The 20197-nt window shown below is 48.6% G+C and carries 25 protein-coding genes; 21 read left to right on the forward strand and 4 right to left on the reverse strand.

The features are described from left to right. Positions 1–37 precede the first annotated feature (37 nt). Positions 38–766 (reverse strand): adaptor protein MecA, encoded by a 729-nt coding sequence (locus BKD12_RS06735; RefSeq protein ID WP_070088559.1) that lies wholly within the window; start codon positions 764–766, stop codon positions 38–40. Between the two features lie 438 nt (positions 767–1204). Between BKD12_RS06735 and BKD12_RS06740 the strand changes: the two genes are divergently transcribed. The 6 genes from BKD12_RS06740 (at position 1205) to BKD12_RS06765 (ending at position 6516) form a co-directional block, all read left to right on the forward strand. Continuing rightward, positions 1205–1417 (forward strand): hypothetical protein, encoded by a 213-nt coding sequence (locus BKD12_RS06740; RefSeq protein WP_070088560.1) that lies wholly within the window; start codon positions 1205–1207, stop codon positions 1415–1417. Positions 1418–1532: 115 nt separating this feature from the next. Next, positions 1533–3506: a glycosyl hydrolase family 18 protein gene (locus BKD12_RS06745; RefSeq protein ID WP_083262874.1), complete on the forward strand. Its 1974-nt coding sequence runs from the start codon at positions 1533–1535 to the stop codon at positions 3504–3506. A gap of 61 nt (positions 3507–3567) precedes the next feature. Continuing rightward, entirely contained in the window at positions 3568–4263 is a 696-nt protein-coding gene (locus tag BKD12_RS06750; protein WP_070088561.1) for an N-acetylmuramoyl-L-alanine amidase family protein, read from the forward strand. A gap of 20 nt (positions 4264–4283) precedes the next feature. Beyond that, the gene (locus BKD12_RS06755; protein ID WP_070088651.1) at positions 4284–5348 is read left to right on the forward strand and encodes an L-threonylcarbamoyladenylate synthase; all 1065 of its coding nucleotides are present in this window, start codon (positions 4284–4286) and stop codon (positions 5346–5348) included. 16 nt (positions 5349–5364) lie between these two features. Further along, complete coding sequence (upp, locus tag BKD12_RS06760) at positions 5365–5994, forward strand: uracil phosphoribosyltransferase (RefSeq protein WP_070088562.1); 630 nt, start codon at positions 5365–5367, stop codon at positions 5992–5994. 33 nt (positions 5995–6027) lie between these two features. Further along, positions 6028–6516 (forward strand): deoxycytidylate deaminase, encoded by a 489-nt coding sequence (locus BKD12_RS06765; RefSeq protein ID WP_083262875.1) that lies wholly within the window; start codon positions 6028–6030, stop codon positions 6514–6516. 55 nt (positions 6517–6571) lie between these two features. On the opposite strand, the gene BKD12_RS06770 is transcribed toward BKD12_RS06765, so the two are convergent. Continuing rightward, the gene (locus BKD12_RS06770) at positions 6572–6817 is read right to left on the reverse strand and encodes a YaaL family protein (protein WP_070088563.1); all 246 of its coding nucleotides are present in this window, start codon (positions 6815–6817) and stop codon (positions 6572–6574) included. Positions 6818–6937: 120 nt separating this feature from the next. Here BKD12_RS06770 and BKD12_RS06775 point away from each other — a divergent pair, with 120 nt between their 5' ends. The 12 genes from BKD12_RS06775 (at position 6938) to BKD12_RS06825 (ending at position 16165) form a co-directional block, all read left to right on the forward strand. Beyond that, the gene (locus BKD12_RS06775) at positions 6938–7147 is read left to right on the forward strand and encodes a pro-sigmaK processing inhibitor BofA family protein (protein ID WP_070088564.1); all 210 of its coding nucleotides are present in this window, start codon (positions 6938–6940) and stop codon (positions 7145–7147) included. Between the two features lie 209 nt (positions 7148–7356). Further along, positions 7357–8271 carry a P-loop NTPase family protein gene (locus BKD12_RS06780; RefSeq protein ID WP_070088565.1) on the forward strand — a complete coding sequence of 305 codons (915 nt, stop codon included), beginning with the start codon at positions 7357–7359 and terminating at the stop codon, positions 8269–8271. Then, on the forward strand, positions 8268–9500 hold the full coding sequence (locus BKD12_RS06785) for a TadA family conjugal transfer-associated ATPase (protein WP_070088566.1): 1233 nt from the start codon (positions 8268–8270) through the stop codon (positions 9498–9500). The genes BKD12_RS06780 and BKD12_RS06785 overlap by 4 nt, the downstream gene beginning before the upstream one ends. After that, positions 9466–10182, forward strand: a complete 717-nt coding sequence (locus BKD12_RS06790; protein ID WP_083262876.1) for a type II secretion system F family protein — start codon at positions 9466–9468, stop codon at positions 10180–10182. The genes BKD12_RS06785 and BKD12_RS06790 overlap by 35 nt, the downstream gene beginning before the upstream one ends. After that, entirely contained in the window at positions 10119–11393 is a 1275-nt protein-coding gene (locus tag BKD12_RS06795) for a type II secretion system F family protein (RefSeq protein ID WP_242872730.1), read from the forward strand. Before BKD12_RS06790 ends, BKD12_RS06795 begins: the two co-directional genes overlap by 64 nt. Positions 11394–11421: 28 nt before the next feature. Beyond that, entirely contained in the window at positions 11422–11598 is a 177-nt protein-coding gene (locus BKD12_RS16445) for a Flp1 family type IVb pilin (RefSeq protein WP_083262877.1), read from the forward strand. Positions 11599–11660: 62 nt separating this feature from the next. Further along, positions 11661–12980 carry a DUF5702 domain-containing protein gene (locus tag BKD12_RS06800; protein WP_242872731.1) on the forward strand — a complete coding sequence of 440 codons (1320 nt, stop codon included), beginning with the start codon at positions 11661–11663 and terminating at the stop codon, positions 12978–12980. 101 nt (positions 12981–13081) lie between these two features. After that, entirely contained in the window at positions 13082–13882 is an 801-nt protein-coding gene (locus tag BKD12_RS06805; RefSeq protein ID WP_070088567.1) for a hypothetical protein, read from the forward strand. Next, positions 13870–14304 (forward strand): prepilin peptidase, encoded by a 435-nt coding sequence (locus BKD12_RS06810; protein ID WP_070088568.1) that lies wholly within the window; start codon positions 13870–13872, stop codon positions 14302–14304. The genes BKD12_RS06805 and BKD12_RS06810 overlap by 13 nt, the downstream gene beginning before the upstream one ends. Next, entirely contained in the window at positions 14301–14729 is a 429-nt protein-coding gene (locus tag BKD12_RS06815; RefSeq protein WP_094078738.1) for a TadE family protein, read from the forward strand. The genes BKD12_RS06810 and BKD12_RS06815 overlap by 4 nt, the downstream gene beginning before the upstream one ends. A gap of 4 nt (positions 14730–14733) precedes the next feature. Then, complete coding sequence (locus BKD12_RS06820; RefSeq protein ID WP_070088570.1) at positions 14734–15441, forward strand: DUF6382 domain-containing protein; 708 nt, start codon at positions 14734–14736, stop codon at positions 15439–15441. 115 nt (positions 15442–15556) lie between these two features. After that, entirely contained in the window at positions 15557–16165 is a 609-nt protein-coding gene (locus tag BKD12_RS06825; RefSeq protein WP_070088571.1) for a rhomboid family intramembrane serine protease, read from the forward strand. Here BKD12_RS06825 and BKD12_RS06830 read toward each other — a convergent pair. Next, positions 16109–16870, reverse strand: a complete 762-nt coding sequence (locus BKD12_RS06830; protein ID WP_070088572.1) for a sensor histidine kinase — start codon at positions 16868–16870, stop codon at positions 16109–16111. The two genes, BKD12_RS06825 and BKD12_RS06830, sit on opposite strands and share 57 nt — an antisense overlap. Positions 16871–16957: 87 nt before the next feature. Here BKD12_RS06830 and BKD12_RS06835 point away from each other — a divergent pair, with 87 nt between their 5' ends. After that, positions 16958–17362 carry an HIT family protein gene (locus BKD12_RS06835; RefSeq protein WP_070088573.1) on the forward strand — a complete coding sequence of 135 codons (405 nt, stop codon included), beginning with the start codon at positions 16958–16960 and terminating at the stop codon, positions 17360–17362. 23 nt (positions 17363–17385) lie between these two features. Continuing rightward, positions 17386–17946, forward strand: a complete 561-nt coding sequence (locus tag BKD12_RS06840; RefSeq protein ID WP_083262878.1) for an RNA polymerase sigma factor — start codon at positions 17386–17388, stop codon at positions 17944–17946. A 42-nt stretch (positions 17947–17988) separates the two neighbouring features. Here BKD12_RS06840 and BKD12_RS06845 read toward each other — a convergent pair whose 3' ends face one another. Continuing rightward, positions 17989–19056, reverse strand: coding sequence for an undecaprenyldiphospho-muramoylpentapeptide beta-N-acetylglucosaminyltransferase (locus tag BKD12_RS06845; protein WP_070088574.1), 1068 nt, complete (start codon positions 19054–19056; stop codon positions 17989–17991). Positions 19057–19213: 157 nt separating this feature from the next. On the opposite strand from BKD12_RS06845, the gene BKD12_RS06850 reads away from it, so the two are divergent. Further along, the gene (locus BKD12_RS06850) at positions 19214–20140 is read left to right on the forward strand and encodes a DUF4367 domain-containing protein (RefSeq protein ID WP_070088657.1); all 927 of its coding nucleotides are present in this window, start codon (positions 19214–19216) and stop codon (positions 20138–20140) included. Positions 20141–20197: the final 57 nt, after the last annotated feature.

A 20197-nucleotide genomic window follows, 5' to 3' on the forward strand; every position in this document is an offset into this window, starting at 1 on the left:
ATCACTCCCTCCTACTCGATTCATGAATGTTTTGTACTTAGATCGCTGCAAGTGTATGGACGGCATCTGAGGAGATGATCGTTTTGCAGTGCTCCTCCAGAAATGCCAGGGTCGATCCGGAGGTTTTTTCCAGAGACCCGTATTCTGACAGCATATTGCAGATCCGGTTAAAATCAAGATCTGTATGTCCGGACTGTGACAGAGCCAGGATATATACGTTTTCGCCCTCGTCCTTATATAAGGTGTTGGAACCTGAGTACATGGTACTTAAGAGGCCGGCTGCCTTCTGCACGTTGTCAAGCGTGGAGAAAGAGAACAGGCGAAGCGCGGGCCTTACGGAAGCCGTCTTTTCAACGGATGACTGTTCGCTGTCCTGAGGAGACATTTTTTCTTTCACCTTATCTAAAAGATCTAACAGTGCATCTGCCCCCTCCAGCTTGCTCGGCTGATTCTTCTGGAAATCTGTATCCGGACCGGAAGCCGGAGCAAACTTTGAAAAACGAGTGTCGAGTTCTTCCGGGTCCTCGACTTTAGTAATTATCAGCACGATCGAATCTGCGGAAGCTGGGATGGCTTCAATCATCAGCGGGATATCATCCGCCTCAAATCCAAATTCGAAGGCTGCCTGTTGCATCATATCGCGGAAAAGTGACTTAGCTTTTTCGGTTCCATAAGCCAGTTCGCTGAGCTGAAGCTGGCGGGCAGCAAGGTCTGCGCGCGTCAGAGTGCAGCGGATCTGATTGTCGCTTAATTTTTCAATCTTCATAATCATCACTTCCTTCTAATTTAGTATAGCACAGCAGTCGAGAGATGTTAAATAAAATATATATAAAATAAAAAAAGGATATACCCCAAAAAGCACTTGCGCTCAGGAGCCGCATCGGATATAATAAACGATACTAGAAGATAGTTTTCCCTGATAGCTACGTTCTTAGAACAAAGGAGGGAGAATTTTAATCAATTCATTTCATTTCTCAATGTAAATTTCAGAATCTATCAGCAGTCAATCGAATAATGCCATTTCAGGCAAATTATCACATTTTTTAGAGAAATAAAAGAAAGGAAAATAATGCCAAAGCTGTCTTCTTAGTACGCTTTAGCTGCGTCATATCTTAAGTGGGAACGTATCATAGACCTTTTTTCTGGCATGGGATATGTATTTGCAGCCGTAGCTATCATCCGGCATTAGAAGAGGGATCAAGATATGTCCGAGAAAGAAGAACTCCGGGCGATGTTCCAGGAATTGACAGAGTACGAGAAACAGAAGGTAGGCCTTGGAATTGACGGCCTGCCGGCAAGTCCCATGCAGATCGTACAGGCTCATCTCATGTGCGAGGACACGGTTTATATGAGGGATTATGTGCTGAATGAAGAGGGAGATATCAAGGCGCTGTGGTTTACCCGTGTGGAACTGTAAACAAAAAGGAACGAAAACACCCTGCAGATCATATCAGATGGTCTAAAAATTGTCGAAATAATTAATGACGTAGGTCCGCCCTTTTGCTATAATAAGGTCTAGTAGGAGGTGCAGCATGGAAGAAAAAGAAAAAAACAGCCGCACGAGTTCGTCCCGTACGGGCAGCGCTGGCCGGGATGGTATCAGGCAGCGCAGTGCTGCAAAAAGAAAAGCGGCAGCTGGGACAAAAGGATCCAGACGGCCGCCGAACCGACAGACTGAAAGGAGAAGGCCCGAGAGGGGAAGGCCTGAAGATAGAAGAGGCGAAGCCAGGAGACCGGTAAGGAAACCACAGTCGAAGCGAAGAAGAAAGAGAAATCTGGGCATTAAGATTGCTCTTTTGATCATTTTAGTGATTGCGGCAGTTGTCGGTGCATTTTTGTGGAAACGTTACAGCCCTTCTGATGAAGAGTATGACAGGAATGCGTATTTTGGGATAGAACAGGAAGGGCAGCTGGCGATCACGGTGGACAATCAGGTTGTAGAGCCACTGGGAATGATTGCGGACGGAAAGGCATATATACAGTATGAGATAGTCCGGGATCATATCAACAGCAGATTTTACTGGGATCCTAATGAAAATACCCTGCTGTATACTTTGCCGACCGATATGGTATCGGTGGAAGTGGGGAGCAAGGATTACTCGGTGTCCAATGAAAAGCAGAGCGAAGACTACGTTATTCTGAGAACGGACGGAAGCACAGCATATATTGCCCTGGATTTTATCCAGCAGTATACCAATATAGACTATGAGGTGTATGATGACCCAAGCCGCGTGATGATCGTCACAGACTGGGGAGAGACCACTGTTGCCGAGGTTCGCCGCAATACGCAGGTACGCTATCAGGGCGGGGTAAAGAGTCCGATCCTGACACAGATCAGCAAAGGCGATGAGGTGACCATCGTAGAGCGGGAAGAGAACTGGAAGAAGGTCCGCACCAAAGACGGATTTATCGGCTATGTGAAGAACAGTGCGCTCCGGGATGAAGAGACAAAAGAGATTTCCAGAGACTTTGAGGAGCAGGAGTTTACGAATATTTCCAAGGACTATACGATCAATATGGTCTGGCATAATGTGACCAACAGCGATGCCAATTCGGGTGTGCTGGAAATGATCGCACAGACCAAGGGACTTACGACGATCGCTCCCACCTGGTTCCATGTGGCGGATACGGATGCGAATCTGACATCCATCGCATCAACAGAATATGTCAATTATGCACATCAGTCCAACATTGAAGTATGGGCTGCGATCCGGGATTTTGACGGCGGGATTGATTCCTATGAAGAATCTTATGAAGTTTTGAGCCATACGTCAAAGAGGACCAAGCTGATCAATCAGCTCATCTCGGAAGCGCTCAGAGTGGGTATCGACGGGATTAATGTCGATTTTGAAAGGATATCGGAGGACTGCGGAGAGCATTTCATCCAGTTTATCCGGGAGTTGTCTGTCAGATGCCGGCAGAACGGGCTGGTCCTGTCTGTAGACAACTATGTTCCAATGGGATACAACATGCAGTACGACCGGAAAGAGCAGGGAATCGTGGCAGATTATGTAGTGATCATGGGCTATGACGAGCATTATGCGGGGTCACCGGAAGCGGGACCGGTATCGTCCTATGATTTCGTTAAGAACGGGATCGAAGCCACCCTGGAAGAAGTGCCGGCAGAAAAGGTAATCAGCGGAATCCCCTTCTTTACCAGATTATGGCAGGAGACGCCAAAGACGGAAGAGGAGATCGCGGCGGCAGCCGGAACGGATGAAGCTGAGTATACGACCAACGTGACCAGCGAGGCGCTGGGCATGACTGCGGCGGCAGACACGGTAGCACAGGCCGGAGTAACAGCGACCTGGGATGAAGACGCACAGCAGAACTATGCGACCTGGGAAGTGGAAGGCGTGACCTACAAGATCTGGCTTGAGGACGCCGAGTCCATAGAGCCGAAGCTTAAGCTCATGAAGGAAAACGGGCTTGCAGGTACGGCGGCATGGGCGTTGGGACAGGAAAGTTCGGATATCTGGACTCTGATCCAACAGTATGTAAATTAAATATAGAATACCTCCTGTGGTCATATATTTATAATAAAAATGACTTACAGGAGGTATTTTTTTGCAAAAAATCATAAGGCTTGCGCTGATGCTCCTTCTCCTTGCAGCTCTGGCCCTGGCAAACACGAGGCTTTCCGAGCAGACGGCTGAATCAGTGCAGTCGTCGACAAAAGCGGATGAAAAAGAGAGAAAGGTGGTCATCGACGCCGGCCATGGGGGAAAGGACCCGGGGAAGGTGGGAGAAGGCGGGATCCTGGAAAAGGATCTGAATCTGCAGATTGCGAAAAAAACGGGAGAAGAACTCCAGAAAACCGGTGTCCAGGTCATCTATACCCGCACGGAGGATGAGGAACTTGGAGAAGGGGAGGAGGGCGGCAGGAAGCTTGCGGATATGGAGGCGAGGACCGAACTGATCAACCGGACGAGACCGGATCTGACGGTAAGCATTCATCAGAACAGCTATACGGATCCGTCCGTGAGGGGAATCCAGGTCTTCTATTATTCCGGATCGCAGGAGGGAGAATGGATGGCCCGGCAGATGGAACGGGTGTTTGCAGGGGTGGAGAAAGGACGGATCAGGGAGTCAAAAGCCAATGGAGACTACTATCTCCTGAAACGGACAGAGGTACCGACGCTGATCGTGGAGTGTGGTTTCTTGAGCTGTCCGGAAGAGCTGGATCTTCTGACAGATGAATCCTACCAGCAGGAGCTTGCACACGCCATTGCAGAGGGAATCCTGGCTTGTGTGGGAGATTAGAGTGTAGTATAATGAGACACATGGAAACAAAAATACGAAAACTTAGAAAAAGTGAAGAATATCAAGAAGAAAACAGAAAAACACTGCAGGAAGCCGGAGATATCCTGAAGCGGGGAGGGCTGGTGGCCTTCCCTACAGAAACAGTCTACGGACTGGGTGCTGATGCGTTGAATGAAGAGGCGGCGAAAAAGATTTATGCGGCGAAGGGACGTCCATCAGATAATCCGCTGATCGTCCATATTACGAATATGGCTGCTCTGGGAAAGATTGTCAGTCAGATCCCGGATGCGGCCAGGAAAGTGGCCGAAGCATACTGGCCCGGCCCGCTGACCATGATTTTTGAGAAGACAAAGATCGTACCTTACGGCACGACCGGAGGGCTCGAAACCGTGGCTGTGAGGATGCCAAGCCATCCGGCGGCCCGCGCCGTGATTGATGCGGGAGGAGGATATATTGCCGCACCCAGTGCCAATACTTCCGGAAGACCGAGTCCTACGAGAGCGGAACACGTGGCGGAGGATCTCGACGGACGAATTGAAATGATCGTGGACGGCGGTCCGGTAGAGATCGGAGTGGAATCCACGATCCTGGATATGACGGTCACCCCTCCAATGATCCTGCGGCCGGGAGCGGTGACTCGTGAGATGCTGGAAGAGCTGATCGGCGAGGTGGCCGTGGACCAGACACTCCTGAAGGCAGACAGCAGGACCGCTCCGAAGGCTCCTGGCATGAAGTACCGCCATTATGCACCAAAAGCGAATCTTGTGGTCGTGGAAGGAGAGGTAGAAAAGGTGACGGCCTGGATCAGAGAGACAGCCGCCACAAAACAGCAGGAAGGGAAAAGGGTAGGGATCATTGCCACAGAGGAGACAAAGGAGAGCTATCCTGACGGAGATGTGAAAGTGGCGGGAACGCGGGCTGACGAGGCGACCATCGCCAGCAGCCTGTACGGAATCCTGCGGGAGTTTGACGGGGACGGCGTGGACGAGATCTACAGTGAGGCATTTGCCTCCGGCGGCATCGGAGCGGCGGTTATGAACCGGCTTTTGAAGGCGGCAGGGCATCAGGTAATCCGGATTACATAAGTGGGAGGAGAGTCATATGTCAAAAGTACAGGTAATGGATCATCCACTGATCCAGCATAAGATCAGCTACATCCGCAGAGAGGATGTGGGATCCAAGGAATTTCGGGAAATCGTCAGCGAGATCTCGGCGCTGATGTGTTATGAGGCAACCAGAGATCTGAAGCTTAAGGATGTGAAGATTCAGACTCCGATCTGCGAAATGACAGGGAAAGAACTAAGCGGCAAGAAGATGGCGGTGGTACCGATCCTGAGAGCCGGACTGGGGATGGTAGACGGCATTTTAAGTCTGATCCCGGCGGCAAAGGTAGGGCATATCGGACTGTACCGGGATCCTGAAACTTTTCAGCCGATAGAATATTTTTGCAAACTTCCGGCCGACTGCGAGGAGCGGGAGGTATTCGTGGTAGATCCTATGCTGGCCACAGGCGGATCCTGTGCGGCGGCTGTACAGCTTCTGAAAGAGAAAGGCGTCCGCCATATGCGGCTGATGTGCATCATCGCTGCGCCGGAGGGCGTGGAGCGGATGCAAAAGGAGCATCCGGATGTGGATCTGTATATCGGTGCATTGGATGAACGTCTGAATGAGCATAAATATATCGTGCCGGGACTGGGCGACGCGGGCGACCGCATTTTTGGTACGAAATAGAGCGGAAAGTGCAAAGAGGAAGGAGGAAGAGTCTTGGGAGCAAAGAGAAAAGATTATATCAGCTGGGATGAGTATTTTATGGGAGTTGCGATCCTGTCCGGCCTGCGGTCCAAGGATCCGAATACGCAGGTGGGATGCTGTATTGTAAGCCAGGATAATAAGATCCTGTCTATGGGCTACAATGGCCTTCCGACGGGCTGCTCGGATGATGAATTTCCCTGGGTCAGGGAGGGCGATGATCCGCTGGAGACAAAATATGTATATACCGTTCACAGCGAGCTTAATGCTATCCTGAACTACCGGGGCGGAAGCCTGGAGGGGGCAAAGCTTTATGTATCTCTCTTTCCCTGTAATGAATGTGCGAAAGCCATTATTCAGAGCGGGATCAAGGAGGTCATTTACGACAGCAATAAATACGAAGACACTCCTTCCGTGCAGGCATCCATGCGGATGTTCGATGCGGCAGGCGTCAATTATCATCAATACCACCGCACGGAGCGGGAGATCACAATACGGTTATAGGTGCGGTTAGGGACATAGGACAACGCAGATGGGGACGTAGGCTTTTGCAAAAAGCCTACGTCCCCATCTGCGTTTGTTTTGCCTCTCTGATCAGAAACTGGTACCTTTTCCACGCCGCATTTCCTCTGTAAATGCAGCAGTCGATCAGGTCCGGATCAGAGGCGCTCTGAAAATGATTATAAGCATCATTCATCTCTCGTTTTGCCAGCTCGATCTCCTCGAGCAGGCCACTTGGCGGCGGGCAGGAGTAAGGGGTATCGTGATCTTTGTGTTCTGCCCGGCTGCGGTGAAATAGCTGCATAATGCCACCTCCGTTAGTCTTTTGATAATCTCTTGTTTAGCAATAGTATGTCGGGATTCCGGAATAAAATACCAGAATCCGGGATATACATGGAATAAAGATGAAAGAGAGGGAAATTGTATGGCGGAAAAAGGGGTTCGGATAATGGTAAACTTTTTTGTGCGGGTTGTAGTTGGGATAGCTTTAGTTTTCTTTGTAAATGAATTTATGTCTTTGCAGGGAGTGCCGGTGCAGGTTGGAATTAATCCCATTACTGTTTTGACATCAGGAATCCTTGGAGTTCCGGGGGTTGCGCTTTTATATGGCATTAGCTTTTACGGAATTCTGTGAGTCTTGCACAAAGATTTGCATTTTTTAAAATCGGGATGGACAAGCAGACATCCCGGGAGTATAATCGTCCTACAAGCTGAACTTCCAGCTTGTATCTGTTTGATTCTGATGATAGATTCGATTGATTCAACATTCAATGCCGTATCGGCAGACATTCAAAACAAGAGACGTTACAATATGACAGCTATGCTATTAAGGAGGGATCATATGTGGGAAGCAGCTTTGTGATCTGTGATCAGGAAGAAGGCTATGCTGCCGCGCTGGCTGCGTTTCTGATGCAGAAAAAGGAACTGGCGTTTCAGATCCGGATCTGTACGGATGCGGATCAGGCGGAGGAAATGGAAAAGGACAGGCCGGCGGATATTCTGGTGATCACAGATGCCTGCCCCCGGGCCCGTCGAAAGAAATTTCATGCCGGAAACATTTTTGTATTGACAGAATCGGAGCACACAGAAGTAAATCCGGGAGAAACTCCCCTATATCGTTATCAGTCGGGAGAGACGCTTCTGGGAGAGATACTTCAGAACTGTGGTCAGGAGCTTAGAACAGCCGGAGAGATTTTTCTGCAGAAAAAGAAGCAAAGTGTGAGGGTGATCGGTGTTTATTCCCCGGTCCACCGTACAGGAAAAACAAGTTACGCGCTGCGGATTGGGCAGAAGATCGGAGTATCAGCGCATACGCTGTATCTGAATATGGAATTGTATGGAGGGGTTGGCGGACATTTTCCCGAAGAAGGGAGTACTATCGCAGATGCGTTGTACTATTCCAGGATGGAGGGGAAGGATCTGGGCTGGATGCTGACCGGGATGGTCAGCCATATGGGGCCTTTGGACTATCTGCTGCCGGCCAGGGTATCTGAGGATATTAAGACAGTCCCGGCAAAGGACTGGGAACAGCTGCTCCGCCAGATTTTGACAGAGGGGATGTATGAGGCGGTGATTCTGGACCTGGATGAGGGGATACAGGGTGTATACGGACTGCTCCGGATGTGTACAGAGATTCATGTGCCGGTGCTCCAGGATCGGATCGGAACTTCTAAAATGCTTCAGTTTGAAGAAGAGCTGCATCTGCTTGGATATGATGATGTCAGAAAGAAGCTTCAGAAAAAGGAGAGTCTGCGATGATCCGGGCAGAACAGCTTCATGCCAGGATCATGGACGAGCTTGATATGACCAGGGAGGTCGGGGATGAGGAACTGACGCAGCTGATCTATCAGGTTTTAAGCGAAGCATCCCGGGAGGAGCATTTATCTTTGGCGGAGAAGACGGCACTTGGCAAAGACTTGTTTAATGCTTTTCGTAAGCTGGATCTTTTACAGGAGTTTCTGGAGGATGACGAGATTACGGAGATTATGATCAATGGTACAGAATACATTTTTTATGAAAAAAACGGAAGACTGTATCAGTCAGACCGCCGATTTGTGTCCAGAGAGAAGCTTGAAGATGTGATCCAGCAGATCGTATCCGGAGCAAACCGTCTGGTAAATGAGGCTTCGCCGATTGTAGACGCGCGGCTGGCAGATGGCTCTCGCGTCAATGTAGTGCTGGCGCCGGTAGCGCTTAATGGACCAGTCGTTACGATACGAAAATTTTCAAAAGAGGCAGCCTCCATGGAACAGTTGATGGCATGGGGATCCATAAGCAGGGAGATTGCCGGGTTTTTAGATGTTCTGGTAAAGTCCGGCTACAATATCTTTATCAGTGGCGGTACCGGTTCCGGCAAAACCACTTTCTTAAATGCATTATCGCAGTATATACCCAGAGATGAAAGAATTGTGACAATTGAGGACAGCAGTGAGCTGAAGATCCAAGGGATTCCCAATCTGGTGAGCCTTGAGGCAAGAAATGCCAATATCGAGGGAACCGGGGCGGTAACGATACGTGACCTTATTAAAGCGGCGCTCCGGATGCGCCCTACACGCATCATCGTAGGAGAGGTCCGTTCGGCGGAAGCGATCGATATGCTGCAGGCAATGAATACCGGACATGACGGGAGCTTAAGCACCGGACATGCCAACAGTCCAAAGGACATGCTGTCCCGGCTGGAAACAATGGTCCTGATGGGGATGGAACTGCCCCTCCCCGCGATCCAGAGGCAGATTGCGTCTGCCCTTGATCTGATTGTCCATCTGGGCAGGCTCAGAGATAAGAGCCGGAAAGTGCTGGAGGTGACAGAGGTACTGGGATATTTAGAGGGAGAGATCTGCCTGCAGACTTTGTACCGGTTTGAGGAGGAGGGGATGAAGAATGGCAGGATTGAAGGAAGCTGGAAAAAATATCATGAACTTAGCCGCAGGGACAAGCTGTTGGCGTCAGGATATGACAAAACGGGAATGGCTGTGGATCACAGCTAAGGCTACGGGAATCACGGCGGTGACGGCATGGCTGTATTACCGGTCCCTGTGGGCGGGGATCCTGTTGTTTCCTCTGTGGATCTGGCATTGGCGCCTGATGGTAAGGGAGGAGTATCGGAAAAAGGAAAGTGATTTTGCCCAACAGTTTAAAGAGGCGATCCTGACCCTCTCTTCATCCTTAAACACCGGATATTCTGTAGAAAATGCCTTTCGGGAAACGCAAAAGGAGATGAGGCTGATCTATCCGGAGAAGGCAAGAATTTCCAAAGAACTGCAGATCATTGTCCGCCAGCTCAGGCTCCAGGTGACGGTAGAACAGGTGCTGGAGGAGTTCGCAGGACGGGTGGAGCTGGAAGATTTAAGGAGCTTTGCGTCAGTGTTCATCTCGGCAAAACGCAGTGGCGGCGATATGCTGGCAATCATTAAGGACACGGCGGGACAGATCAGCGATAAGATTGATGTAAAAAGAGAAATTGACACAATCCTGGCCGCAAAGCAGTATGAGTTCCGGGTCATGTCGGCAGTGCCCTATGTGATCATTGGATATATGTCCTTCAGCTTTCCGGAATTTATGGACAGCTTATATGGAAATGTGGCAGGGACGGGGGTGATGACAGTATGCCTGATGGTTTACATAGGCGCCTATTATCTTGGGCTAAGAATCATAAGGATCGAAGTGTGATCGCCGGGACGGCAGTGCTTGTGATGCTTTCAGGAATCGTTCTTTTGACGGCAGATTATGCGGCATCTATGACAAAGCTGGATGGCGGTATCATAAGAAATGCGTATGGAGAGGGAAGCAGTACGGAAGTCCTGGATGTGGTAATAGAAGGAAGGAAAGAGAGGATTCCGGTAGAGATTGAGGTGGCGGAGCAAAGATATACGGCTGATGAGATCCAGGAAATGTTTGACCGTGTGATCCGGAAGCTGGAGAGCGAAATTTTAAATGGGAATGAAAGCCTGGACCGGGTAGAACAGGATCTGGATCTGGTGACAGCGGTACCGGAAGAGCCGGTAGACATCTCATGGGAACTTGACCGGTATGATGTAATGAATATCCAGGGAGAGATCCAGGAAGACGCACTGGACGCGGAAGGTACACTGGTTACTTTAAATGCGGTTCTGACCTACCGGGAGGATGAGACAAAGCAGGCAGCGTATCAGTGTACAGCGCATCTGTATCCCCGGGTACTTTCCGGAGAAGAAGCAAGAAAACAGGAGATTGAGGAGACGCTGGCGGCATCAGAAAGAAAAAACAGAGAGGAAAAAGACTGGAATCTGCCGGAGGCTATCCGGGGGAAGGCCGTATCATATTATCGTCAGATGGATGAACGGGGATTGGTACTGATCATAATGGCGCTGCTTGTCATTTCGCTGTTGATCGCACAAAAAAAGCAGGACGAAATGCAGGAAGAGGCCAGAAGAAGCAGGCAGATGATCCGGGATTATCCAGAAATTATAGGAAAACTGACGCTGTATCTGGGAGCTGGAATGACAGTAAAGCGGGCATTTCGAAAGGTGGTGGAAGAATATGAGCGGCAGAAAAAAACGACAGGGGTGCGCTGCGCCTATGAGGAGATGCAGAAAACCTGCAGAGAAATGGAAAGTGGCCATACAGAAGCAGAAAGCTATGAGAACTTTGGACGGCGGTGTAAGGTTCAGGCCTATGTAAGGTTCGGGGCGTTGTTGTCACAGAACCTGCGGAAAGGAACCAGAGGGCTGACCGAATTATTAAAGATGGAAGCTATCCAGGCCTTTGAGGACCGCAAGGCGAGGGCCAGGAGGCTGGGCGAGGAAGCGGGAACAAAGCTTTTGCTCCCAATGTTCCTGATGCTGACGGTAGTGTTGGTGATTGTCATAGTGCCGGCATTCCTGTCTATGCAGATTTTGTGAATATAATAAAAATGAAAGGGGAATGGCTATGTGGAGAATCAGATATTTAATCAGTACGCTGCGGGACGACGAAGGGATTGGTGTGGTGGAGATTATTTTAATTCTTGTGGTGCTGATCGGTCTTGTCATCATTTTCAAATCTCAGCTTACCAGTCTGGTGCAGACAATTTTCGAAAAGATTACCAGCGAAAGTGCGGGAATTTAAAGAGATCAGACGCCAGAAAGCTAAAAGGAGAGATTACCGTATTTTTAAGCCTGATATTTATTTTGTTAGTTTCGTTTGCAGGTGCGGTGATGGAAAGTGCATCGATCCAGATGGCAAAGAATTACCGGCGGGCGGATATGAACCGGGCGATAGAAAGCGTGTTTGCGGAATATCAAAAGGAACTTCTGGAGGAATATGAGATTTTTGCCCTGGATGCCGGTTATGAGACAGGGCGATATTCAGAGCAGAATCTTATAGACCGGCTGGAGTATTACGGAGCCGGCAGCATGGAGCACAGGATCAACAGGATTCAGTTCCTGACAGACCATGGATGCCAGTCATTTTTAGAGCAGACGGCGTACTATATGGAACAAAAATATGGGATAGATAAGGTCAAAGACTGGACAGGGATGACATCCGTATGGGGGCAGCAGGAAGATCAGGCGGGGAAGCTTCAGACAGAGGAAAAGGAAAAGGAGCAGGAGCTGGAGGATCTGCTGAATGCGAATGAAGGAGAGCTTCCTGAGGAAGAAAATCCGATTGCCCATGTGGGGGAGCTTCAGCAATCTCCGATCTTAAAGCTGGTGCTGCCAAAGGATGCAGCGGTATCAGAAAAGCAGCTTGCTGAAGCAGACCTTCTGGAACATAGAGAGAAAAACACCGGATGGGGAGATTTTTCGGATGTGGCAGAAGCGGGCGGGACAATAACAACGCTGCTATTCGGGGAATATCTGCTGGAACACTTTTCGATGTTTACGGATGAGAAAAAGACAGGAGCATTGGACTATGAGCTGGAATATATCCTGGAGGGCAAGGCAAGTGACCGGGAAAATCTGGAGGCGGTCGTGAAAAAGCTGATGCTTCTTAGATTTGTTCCCAACTATGCCTATATTCAGACAGACGCCGCCATGAAGGCAGAAGCAGAGGCAATGGCGCTGACGTTGTGTTCGCTGCTGGCGGTACCTGCAATTACCGCGGCAGCCGCCCAGGTCATCCTGTTGGCATGGGCCTACGGAGAAACGGTCATGGATCTTAGGTCACTCCTTGCGGGAAACCGGGTACCTCTCATAAAGTCAAAAGAAAGCTGGCAGCTTAGCCTGTCTTCCCTGCTCACGCTGGGGACGGAAGAAGACCAAAGCGAGGGAATGGATACAGAAGGAGGCCTTTTGTATAGGGAATATCTGCGGATGCTTTTGTTTCTGGAGAAGCAGGAAAGCTGCGCGGTCCGGGCACTGGGGATCATAGAACAAAACCTGCGGCAAAGGCATGGGCAGGCCGGCTTCCGGGCAGATATCTGCGTAAGCCGTATGGAACTTGTATCCGCGGTAACCCTAAGACGAGGGATCCGATATGACTTTCCAACATATTTTGGCTATCAATAGGGGCGGGCACGGATGCCCTTCCGGCATCTTAATTATTTCCCAAACTCAATTCTCGGGCTGAAAAGCCGTCATATATATTCTAATGGAAAGGAGAAGGATTCGTGTCAAACCGTATCAGGAAGACTCGCCCTCAGACTGTCTGTGTGAGAAAGCATGGGAGGGCATCCGTGTCCGCCTCGGTTACGATAGAAGCAGCCCTGGCAGTTCCTGTTTTCTTTTTTGCGCTGGTGTGCCTGATCTATCTTCTGGAGCTCATGGCGATTGGGACGGCGGTGCGGTCCGGCCTTCAGTATGCCGGAAAGCAGGCGGCGAAGGAGGCTTATGCCGCGCCGCTTCTTCAGCCGTCCAGTCTGGAAGCGGATGTGGTAGAAAGTATCGGGGCGTATAGGCTGGAGCGTAGTCTTATAGAAGGAGGGAGCGGAGGAATTCACTGCAACAGCTCCTGGATGTCGATGGGTACCGGGATCGGACAGATCACTGCATCCTATCAGGTGCGGATCCCGATTCCCATATTCTCATTGCCGTTGATCGAGTATGAGGAGACTATGAGGATAAAGGGATGGACAGGATACGAAAAGGGGGGCTTTGGCAAAGAGGAGGATGAGACCGTCTATGTGACAGAGACCGGACTTGTCTATCATAAAGATTACCATTGTACATACCTGGATCTGTCGATACGAATGGTTCAGGGGAAAGAGATATCTGGGCTGCGGAACGAAAGCGGAGGAAGGTACTATGCCTGCGAACACTGCGGGGGAAAAGGAGGAGGACCGGCCTATATTACCGATTACGGCGACCGCTATCACAGTTCTCTTTCCTGCAGCGGCCTGAAGCGTACCGTGTATGCAGTGCCGCTGTCAGAGGTTATAGGGAAGGGGGCTTGTTCTAAATGTGGACATTGAGTCAAATCATAGGTATGGGAATGCTGAGCGTGCTTTCCATTGTTGATATACAATTTCGCAAGGTGCCGGTGGAGATCCTGGCGGCAGCCAATCTGGCGGTACTTGTTTACCAGATCATGTTTCAAAGGGAAGACCTGTGGCTGGTACTGGGAGGCGTGGCGGTAGGGTTTGTTTTTCTGGGGATCAGCTGGGCGAGCAGACAGAAAGTGGGATACGGCGACAGCTGGGCAATCCTGATTCTGGGGATTTTCCTGGGGCTGTGGGGCGTCCTGGAAGTCCTTGCGGCAGCATTTCTTTTGCTGACCCTGGTTTCGGTGGTGCTGCTGGCAAGAAAGAGAATGTCAAGACGTCTGAGCGTACCCTTTTATCCGTTCCTGGCGGCAGGATACCTGATCAGCGTATGGGGAGGCGGATATGTATGAGCCGGAAGAGGAAAAAGAAGAGAAAACGACGGGGAAGATATCTGCAGGCAGTGTTTACCGTGGAGATGTCGGTACTGGTACCGCTCGCATTGTTTTTGATCATGAGTTGTATTCTGGTGATTTTTTATTTTCATGACAAAAATATCCTGTCAGCCGCTGCATATGAGACAGCAGTGGCAGGGAGCACGAAGGCCAGGGAGAAAGACGGTGTGGATGCAGCAGAGCTGGAGGCTTTGTTTACAGAGCGGATACAGGGGAAATGTCTTCTGTTTGCGGGAGCACAGGCAGGCATTTCCGTAAGCGAAGAGGAGATCAAGGTGGAGATAACAGCGGCAAAGGGCGGGATGAGCCTTGCGCTGGAGCACCGGGCGGCGGTGACAGAGCCGGAAAAGGAAATCAGAAAATGGAGGAGGTTCATCAAATAGGGTAATGGAACGAAAGATCACGATTGAAGAGCAGGGATTCTATGAAGAAGATTATCAGATGCGGATGCTTAAAGTAAATGCTCCGGATGGCTTTCTGCCTGTGCGGGGGCGGGGAGTAGATGACTGCAGTTATTATGAGTATGATGTCAGCGGAAAAGTCTCGATGAAGGCTATGTATGAAAGGGGGAAAATAGGGGAGGAAGACCTGCGTCACTTCCTTACGGCATTTCAGATGGCGGTACGGGAAGCAGAGGTTTATCTGCTGGATGTACATAGAATCCTTCTGAAGCCGGAATACATTTTTTTCGAGGAAGGGAGGTTCTATTTCTGCTATTATCCTCCGGCCAGGCAGGATCTGTGGGAAGAGTTTCATCGCCTGACAGAGTATTTTGTAAAGGAAGCAGATTATCAGGATAAAGAAGCTGTGCGTATGATATTTTTCCTTCATAAAGGGACTATGGAAGAGAATTACAGCATGGAAAAGCTGATAAAAGAATGTTTTTATCAGGAGGAACAACCGGAAAAAAAGGAGAAGAAAGAAGTCAGCTATGATACTGCCGAGCATGACTGGATTACGGAACAGGAAATGGGCAGTTCAATCCTAAGAGAAACCGATAACATGTGGACTCCGGTAAAGCATTTTTTAAATAAGCATAAAAAGCACAGATGGGGAGACTGGGATGGACTGCATATAGAAGAGGAAGAATTATGACGAAGAATGTCGACGTATTTCGAAAAATGAAGTGGTGAATTATCCGGAATCTATGCTATACTAAACATACGAAAATCAGCAGATCAGATAAGGCCGGAAGGTGGATAAAGACAGGATGGGAAATAAAAATGACAAGGCTTACTGCACCATAGCGATCGCGGCAGCAAATGTGATCGTATTTCTATATCTGTCCTTTGGAGGGATGACAGAGAACGGGGAATATATGCTGGCACATGGTGCGATGTATGTCCCTTATATACTGGAAAATGGAGAATATTACCGGCTGCTGACCAGCATCTTTTTACACTTCGGTTTTCAGCATCTGTTCAATAATATGGTCATGCTTTTGATGATCGGCTGGAATCTGGAGCTGGAGATGGGAAGAGTCCGTTATGTGATTACATATTTTGTCAGCGGCCTTGCAGGAAATATTCTGTCCGGATTCCTGGATATCCGGCTGCAGGATTTTGCAGTATCCGCAGGAGCCTCCGGAGCTATTTTCGGAATCACAGGGGCGCTTTTGTATGTAGTTGTCTGCAACCACGGGCGGCTGCGGGACATCTCCAGCCGGGGGATGTTTGTTATGATTGCGATCAGTCTGTATTTTGGCTTTTCCAGTACAGGTGTGGATAATGCCGCACACGTGGGAGGATTAGCAGCGGGAATATTATGCGGGATCCTTCTGTATCGGAAGCGTCACCGTGAATATGGTTCCTTCGCCTAAGCGGGAAGATACCTGGATCGTTCCCTGATGGGCCAGGACAACCCGGCGGGCGATGGCAAGCCCAAGTCCGGTACCGCCCTGCTTGTAGGTGGTGAAGGGTTCAAAGACAGACGACAGGTTTTCAGGAGCGATGCCGCACCCATTGTCTTTCACAGTAAGAAGTAGAGACGACTGCCGTACTTCTGCTAAAAAAGTAAGTGTGGGAGAATGACCGGAGGAAGTGTCGGGAGCAGACAGAGCATCCCTTGCGTTGGACAGCAGGTTTAAAAGCAGCTGCCGAAACTTTACAGTATCGATGGAAAGGATCGGAAGCTCCGGATCGATCCGGGAGATAAATTCAATAGGCGTGTCGATCAAAGAAGCTGCAAAGGACAATGCTAGAGTTCGAAGGAATGAGGTCATTGCAGTATCTGTAAGATGAAGTTTTTCGCTGTTGTTAAATGAAGATAATTCCTCCAAAAGATGAGTCATGTATTCAATATCTCTGCGCATTTCGTTCCAATGCCGGAAATCAACGACCTCCGGGTGCTCTTTTTCAATCAGCTGGAGAGAGCTGTACACGAGAGAAAGCGGGTTGCGGATCTCATGGCTGATAGTGCTGATCTGCATCCTTTGAGATTCTAAAAGTCTGGTGAGGAGTTCCTTTTTTTCGGAGCTTTCCTCCATGATCTGTTGTAATTTGTCGTAGTCTGTCGCCTGAAACATAGATATTACCGCCCTTTCTGACTTATCAGTTTAGCATTGGCGGATATAATAATCAATCACAAAATTTTTAGAAAGAAGGAAAAAAGTATGAAAGACGAAAATTGCATTTTTTGTAAACTTGCAGGAGGAGAGATCCCTACCGCTACCCTGTATGAGGACGAGGATTTCCGAGTAATTCTGGATGCAAATCCTGCGGCAAAAGGACATGCGCTTATTATTCCCAAGGAGCATTATGCAAATCTGTATGAGCTGGATGATGAGCTGGCAGGGAAGGTGCTGGTGCTGGCGAAGAAGATGATCACAAAGCTTACAGATATCCTGGGCTGCGACGGTTATAATATCGTGCAGAATAACGGAGAGGCCGCCGGACAGACAGTGTTCCATTTTCATATGCATTTGATCCCGAGATTTAAGGATGACGGAGTAGGAGTGACCTGGAAGATGGGCGAGCTGACGGAGGAAGATAAAAACGACATCCTGTCAAAAATGTAACAAAGGAAGAGAAGGATAAAGGTGTGAGGGCGGAGACAGAAGGAAGAGGAGTATTTGATTCCATTTATGAAGCAAATATAGAAACCATCTATCTGACGGCGAAAAGATATACACGAAATCATCATGCGGCAGAGGAGATAGCACAAGATACGTTTCTGAAACTCTTCCGGAATATGGAACATACAAATATCGAGGCTGCAAAGCCGTGGCTGATTCTGACCGCAAAGTATGCGGCAATGAACTGGAGAAGAGATACGGCGCGTGAATATCTTGTTGCCGAGTTTACGGAGGAAGAGGAACGCAGGATATCAAAATCTGTGGAAGATCCTGAAGAAATTCTGATCCGTAGACTGAAGGAGAAAGAGTTTACTGAGCTGACCGGGGATATATTTGCGGCGTTATATCGTAAAAATCAGCGGTGGTACGATGCGATCACGATCGTTTATGTGCTGGAGAAACCACAAAAGGAAGTAGCAGAGACCATGGGAATGGATCTGGAATCGTTTCATAGTATGCTCTACAGAGCGAAGCAGTGGATACGGGAGAAATACAAAGAGAGATATGACAAACTCCAGGGAGAATGAAAACCCCCGCAGCTGACCCGTGTGGTCAGGCGGGGGCAGATATTAAGCATTTGCCACAGACTCGATCAGATCAATGATAGTATCAATAGAATTCTGCTGCGGAGACTGCTTCATGGCATTAATATAGGATTCCCGGTTTTCGTATAATTCATGGATGGCATCCAGAAGAACCTTCTGATTCAGAGAATCTTCTTCCAGTACCATGCTGTAGCCCTGGCGTTCAAAAGAGCGGGCATTGAGGATCTGATCGCCCCGGCTCTGGGACGCAGGAAGAGGAATCAAAAGATTAGGCTTGTGCAGGGCAAGCAGTTCGCAGATAGCATTAGCCCCCGCACGGGAGATCACAAGATCTGTCAGGGCAAATAAATCTTTTAATTCATCTTTGATGTATTCAAACTGAGCGTAGCCTTCAAGATCTTTAAGTGAACTGTCTACCTTGCCTTTTCCGCAAAGGTGTACGACCTGGAAGGATTTTAAAAGCTCAGGCAGGACGCTGCGGACCGCTTCATTTACAGCGACGGATCCAAGGCTTCCTCCAATGACCAGAATGACCGGTTTGTCGGAAGTGAATTTTAAAAACTCCTTTGCCTTATACTTATCACCGGATAATAATTCCTGCCGGATAGGGGAACCGGTAAGAACAGCTTTTCCTTCCGGAAGATGCTCCAGGGTTTCTGGAAAGTTGCAGCATACCTTTGTAGCAGAAGGAAGAGCCAGTTTATTGGCAAGACCGGGTGTCATATCCGATTCATGGATGATCACGGGAACCTTTTTGCCCTTCCCGGCCATGACTACCGGGACAGAGACAAAGCCTCCCTTTGAAAAGATCACATCCGGATCTAATATTTTGATCAGCCGTTTGGCTTCACCAAGCCCTTTCAGAACACGGAAGGGATCCGTAAAATTCTGAACACTGAAATAGCGGCGCAGTTTCCCGGAAGAGATTCCGTGATAAGGAATTCCGAACTGCTCGATCAGTTCCTTTTCGATACCGTTATAAGAACCGATATAGTGGATATCATATTGTAATTCCTTAAGCCGCGGCAGTAATGCAATGTTAGGAGTAACGTGGCCGGCAGTGCCGCCACCGGTTAAGATAATACGTTTCATAAAGACCTCCCAAGCTAATATACGTATCATATGCTGTGATGAAGCATATTCTATATCTTATATATTATACGTTACCTGTAGCTTTGGTCAAGAGAAAGAACGTCCTGCGTGACACAAGATGCATGATAAAAATGCATATAATAATGGGGAAAGAAATATGGAGAAAAAGAAAGACATGCTGGAACAGCATCTCGCCGAAAATTTTATAGAGCTGGCAAAAGAGGAAGAACAGCAGATAAATCATATAAAAAATCATGGATCCGAAGATGACATCCGTATGCCGGAAGGCACTAAAGAAGCTATCCGTGCAAAGTTGGATGATGAGATAGAAAAAATCAAAGAAGCCGAAAGAGAAGAGATCTACAGCCGCCTCTCCGAAGAGGACCGCTATGCTCTGGAGCGTGGACGGAAAATCATTCAGGAGGAAAAAGAGCGGGCGAAAGCAAATGGAACAGAAGAAATGCCCGCAGAAGAATCCACAAAGAAGCATACAAGAAAGAGGCATGGCCGCAAACCATGGAAGATATATATTGCTGTGGCAGCAGTGCTCGTAACGATGGGAGCTGTTGGCATCACTGCGGTTGGTGGGCCAGAACAGATGATTATGATGGTCAGACAGGCAGTTGGGGACAGAGAAGTAGAGAAAGTCAACTCCAGTGACGAGAATCTTGTGATTGTGGAGGAAGACGAAGAAGAGGCATATCAGAAAATTAGTGATGAGTTTGGGGTAGAGCCGGTAAAAATATTTGGACGGCCAGAGGATATGTATTTTGATAGAATGGTTTTCGATGAAGCGAAGCAAACAGCAGAATTGTGGTATGAGTTAGAACAAGAAGCTATTGTTTATTTTGTTGATGCGTCGTATAGAGGTGCGTCATGGGGAATGGATATAGAGGATAAAATAGTTAGTTCTCAGATTAAGGAGATAGATAATTGTAAAATAGAAATTAAGGAATATGAGATTTCGGATGAACAAAGAAGATATTCGGCGCAATTTAGCTATAAGGGGTTAGAATATTTTTTGATTGGTTCTATGAAACAAAATGATTTAGAAATAATTTTAGAAAATTTGCATTTTTATTAAGAATAGCGTCAGTTTTTGTCTATGTATGTGTTTATATTATGAGGGAATAGTGAGTGA

Source organism: Merdimonas faecis (genome assembly GCF_001754075.1).
Classification (GTDB): Bacteria; Bacillota; Clostridia; order Lachnospirales; family Lachnospiraceae; genus Merdimonas; species Merdimonas faecis.

What these genes read in the sequence shown, in the direction of transcription:
- BKD12_RS06740 (WP_070088560.1), top strand. Translation starts at nt 1,205, where the DNA reads ATGTCCGAGAAAGAAGAACTCCGGGCGATGTTCCAGGAATTGACAGAG.
- BKD12_RS06825 (WP_070088571.1), top strand. Translation starts at nt 15,557, where the DNA reads ATGGGAAATAAAAATGACAAGGCTTACTGCACCATAGCGATCGCGGCA.
- BKD12_RS06770 (WP_070088563.1), bottom strand. Translation starts at nt 6,817, where the DNA reads ATGCAGCTATTTCACCGCAGCCGGGCAGAACACAAAGATCACGATACC.
- upp (WP_070088562.1), top strand. Translation starts at nt 5,365, where the DNA reads ATGTCAAAAGTACAGGTAATGGATCATCCACTGATCCAGCATAAGATC.
- BKD12_RS06785 (WP_070088566.1), top strand. Translation starts at nt 8,268, where the DNA reads ATGATCCGGGCAGAACAGCTTCATGCCAGGATCATGGACGAGCTTGAT.
- BKD12_RS16445 (WP_083262877.1), top strand. Translation starts at nt 11,422, where the DNA reads ATGTGGAGAATCAGATATTTAATCAGTACGCTGCGGGACGACGAAGGG.
- BKD12_RS06755 (WP_070088651.1), top strand. Translation starts at nt 4,284, where the DNA reads ATGGAAACAAAAATACGAAAACTTAGAAAAAGTGAAGAATATCAAGAA.
- BKD12_RS06835 (WP_070088573.1), top strand. Translation starts at nt 16,958, where the DNA reads ATGAAAGACGAAAATTGCATTTTTTGTAAACTTGCAGGAGGAGAGATC.
- BKD12_RS06845 (WP_070088574.1), bottom strand. Translation starts at nt 19,056, where the DNA reads ATGAAACGTATTATCTTAACCGGTGGCGGCACTGCCGGCCACGTTACT.
- BKD12_RS06820 (WP_070088570.1), top strand. Translation starts at nt 14,734, where the DNA reads ATGGAACGAAAGATCACGATTGAAGAGCAGGGATTCTATGAAGAAGAT.
- BKD12_RS06815 (WP_094078738.1), top strand. Translation starts at nt 14,301, where the DNA reads ATGAGCCGGAAGAGGAAAAAGAAGAGAAAACGACGGGGAAGATATCTG.
- BKD12_RS06850 (WP_070088657.1), top strand. Translation starts at nt 19,214, where the DNA reads ATGGAGAAAAAGAAAGACATGCTGGAACAGCATCTCGCCGAAAATTTT.
- BKD12_RS06795 (WP_242872730.1), top strand. Translation starts at nt 10,119, where the DNA reads ATGCCTGATGGTTTACATAGGCGCCTATTATCTTGGGCTAAGAATCAT.
- BKD12_RS06735 (WP_070088559.1), bottom strand. Translation starts at nt 766, where the DNA reads ATGAAGATTGAAAAATTAAGCGACAATCAGATCCGCTGCACTCTGACG.
- BKD12_RS06790 (WP_083262876.1), top strand. Translation starts at nt 9,466, where the DNA reads ATGACAAAACGGGAATGGCTGTGGATCACAGCTAAGGCTACGGGAATC.
- BKD12_RS06745 (WP_083262874.1), top strand. Translation starts at nt 1,533, where the DNA reads ATGGAAGAAAAAGAAAAAAACAGCCGCACGAGTTCGTCCCGTACGGGC.
- BKD12_RS06775 (WP_070088564.1), top strand. Translation starts at nt 6,938, where the DNA reads ATGGCGGAAAAAGGGGTTCGGATAATGGTAAACTTTTTTGTGCGGGTT.
- BKD12_RS06830 (WP_070088572.1), bottom strand. Translation starts at nt 16,870, where the DNA reads ATGTTTCAGGCGACAGACTACGACAAATTACAACAGATCATGGAGGAA.
- BKD12_RS06810 (WP_070088568.1), top strand. Translation starts at nt 13,870, where the DNA reads ATGTGGACATTGAGTCAAATCATAGGTATGGGAATGCTGAGCGTGCTT.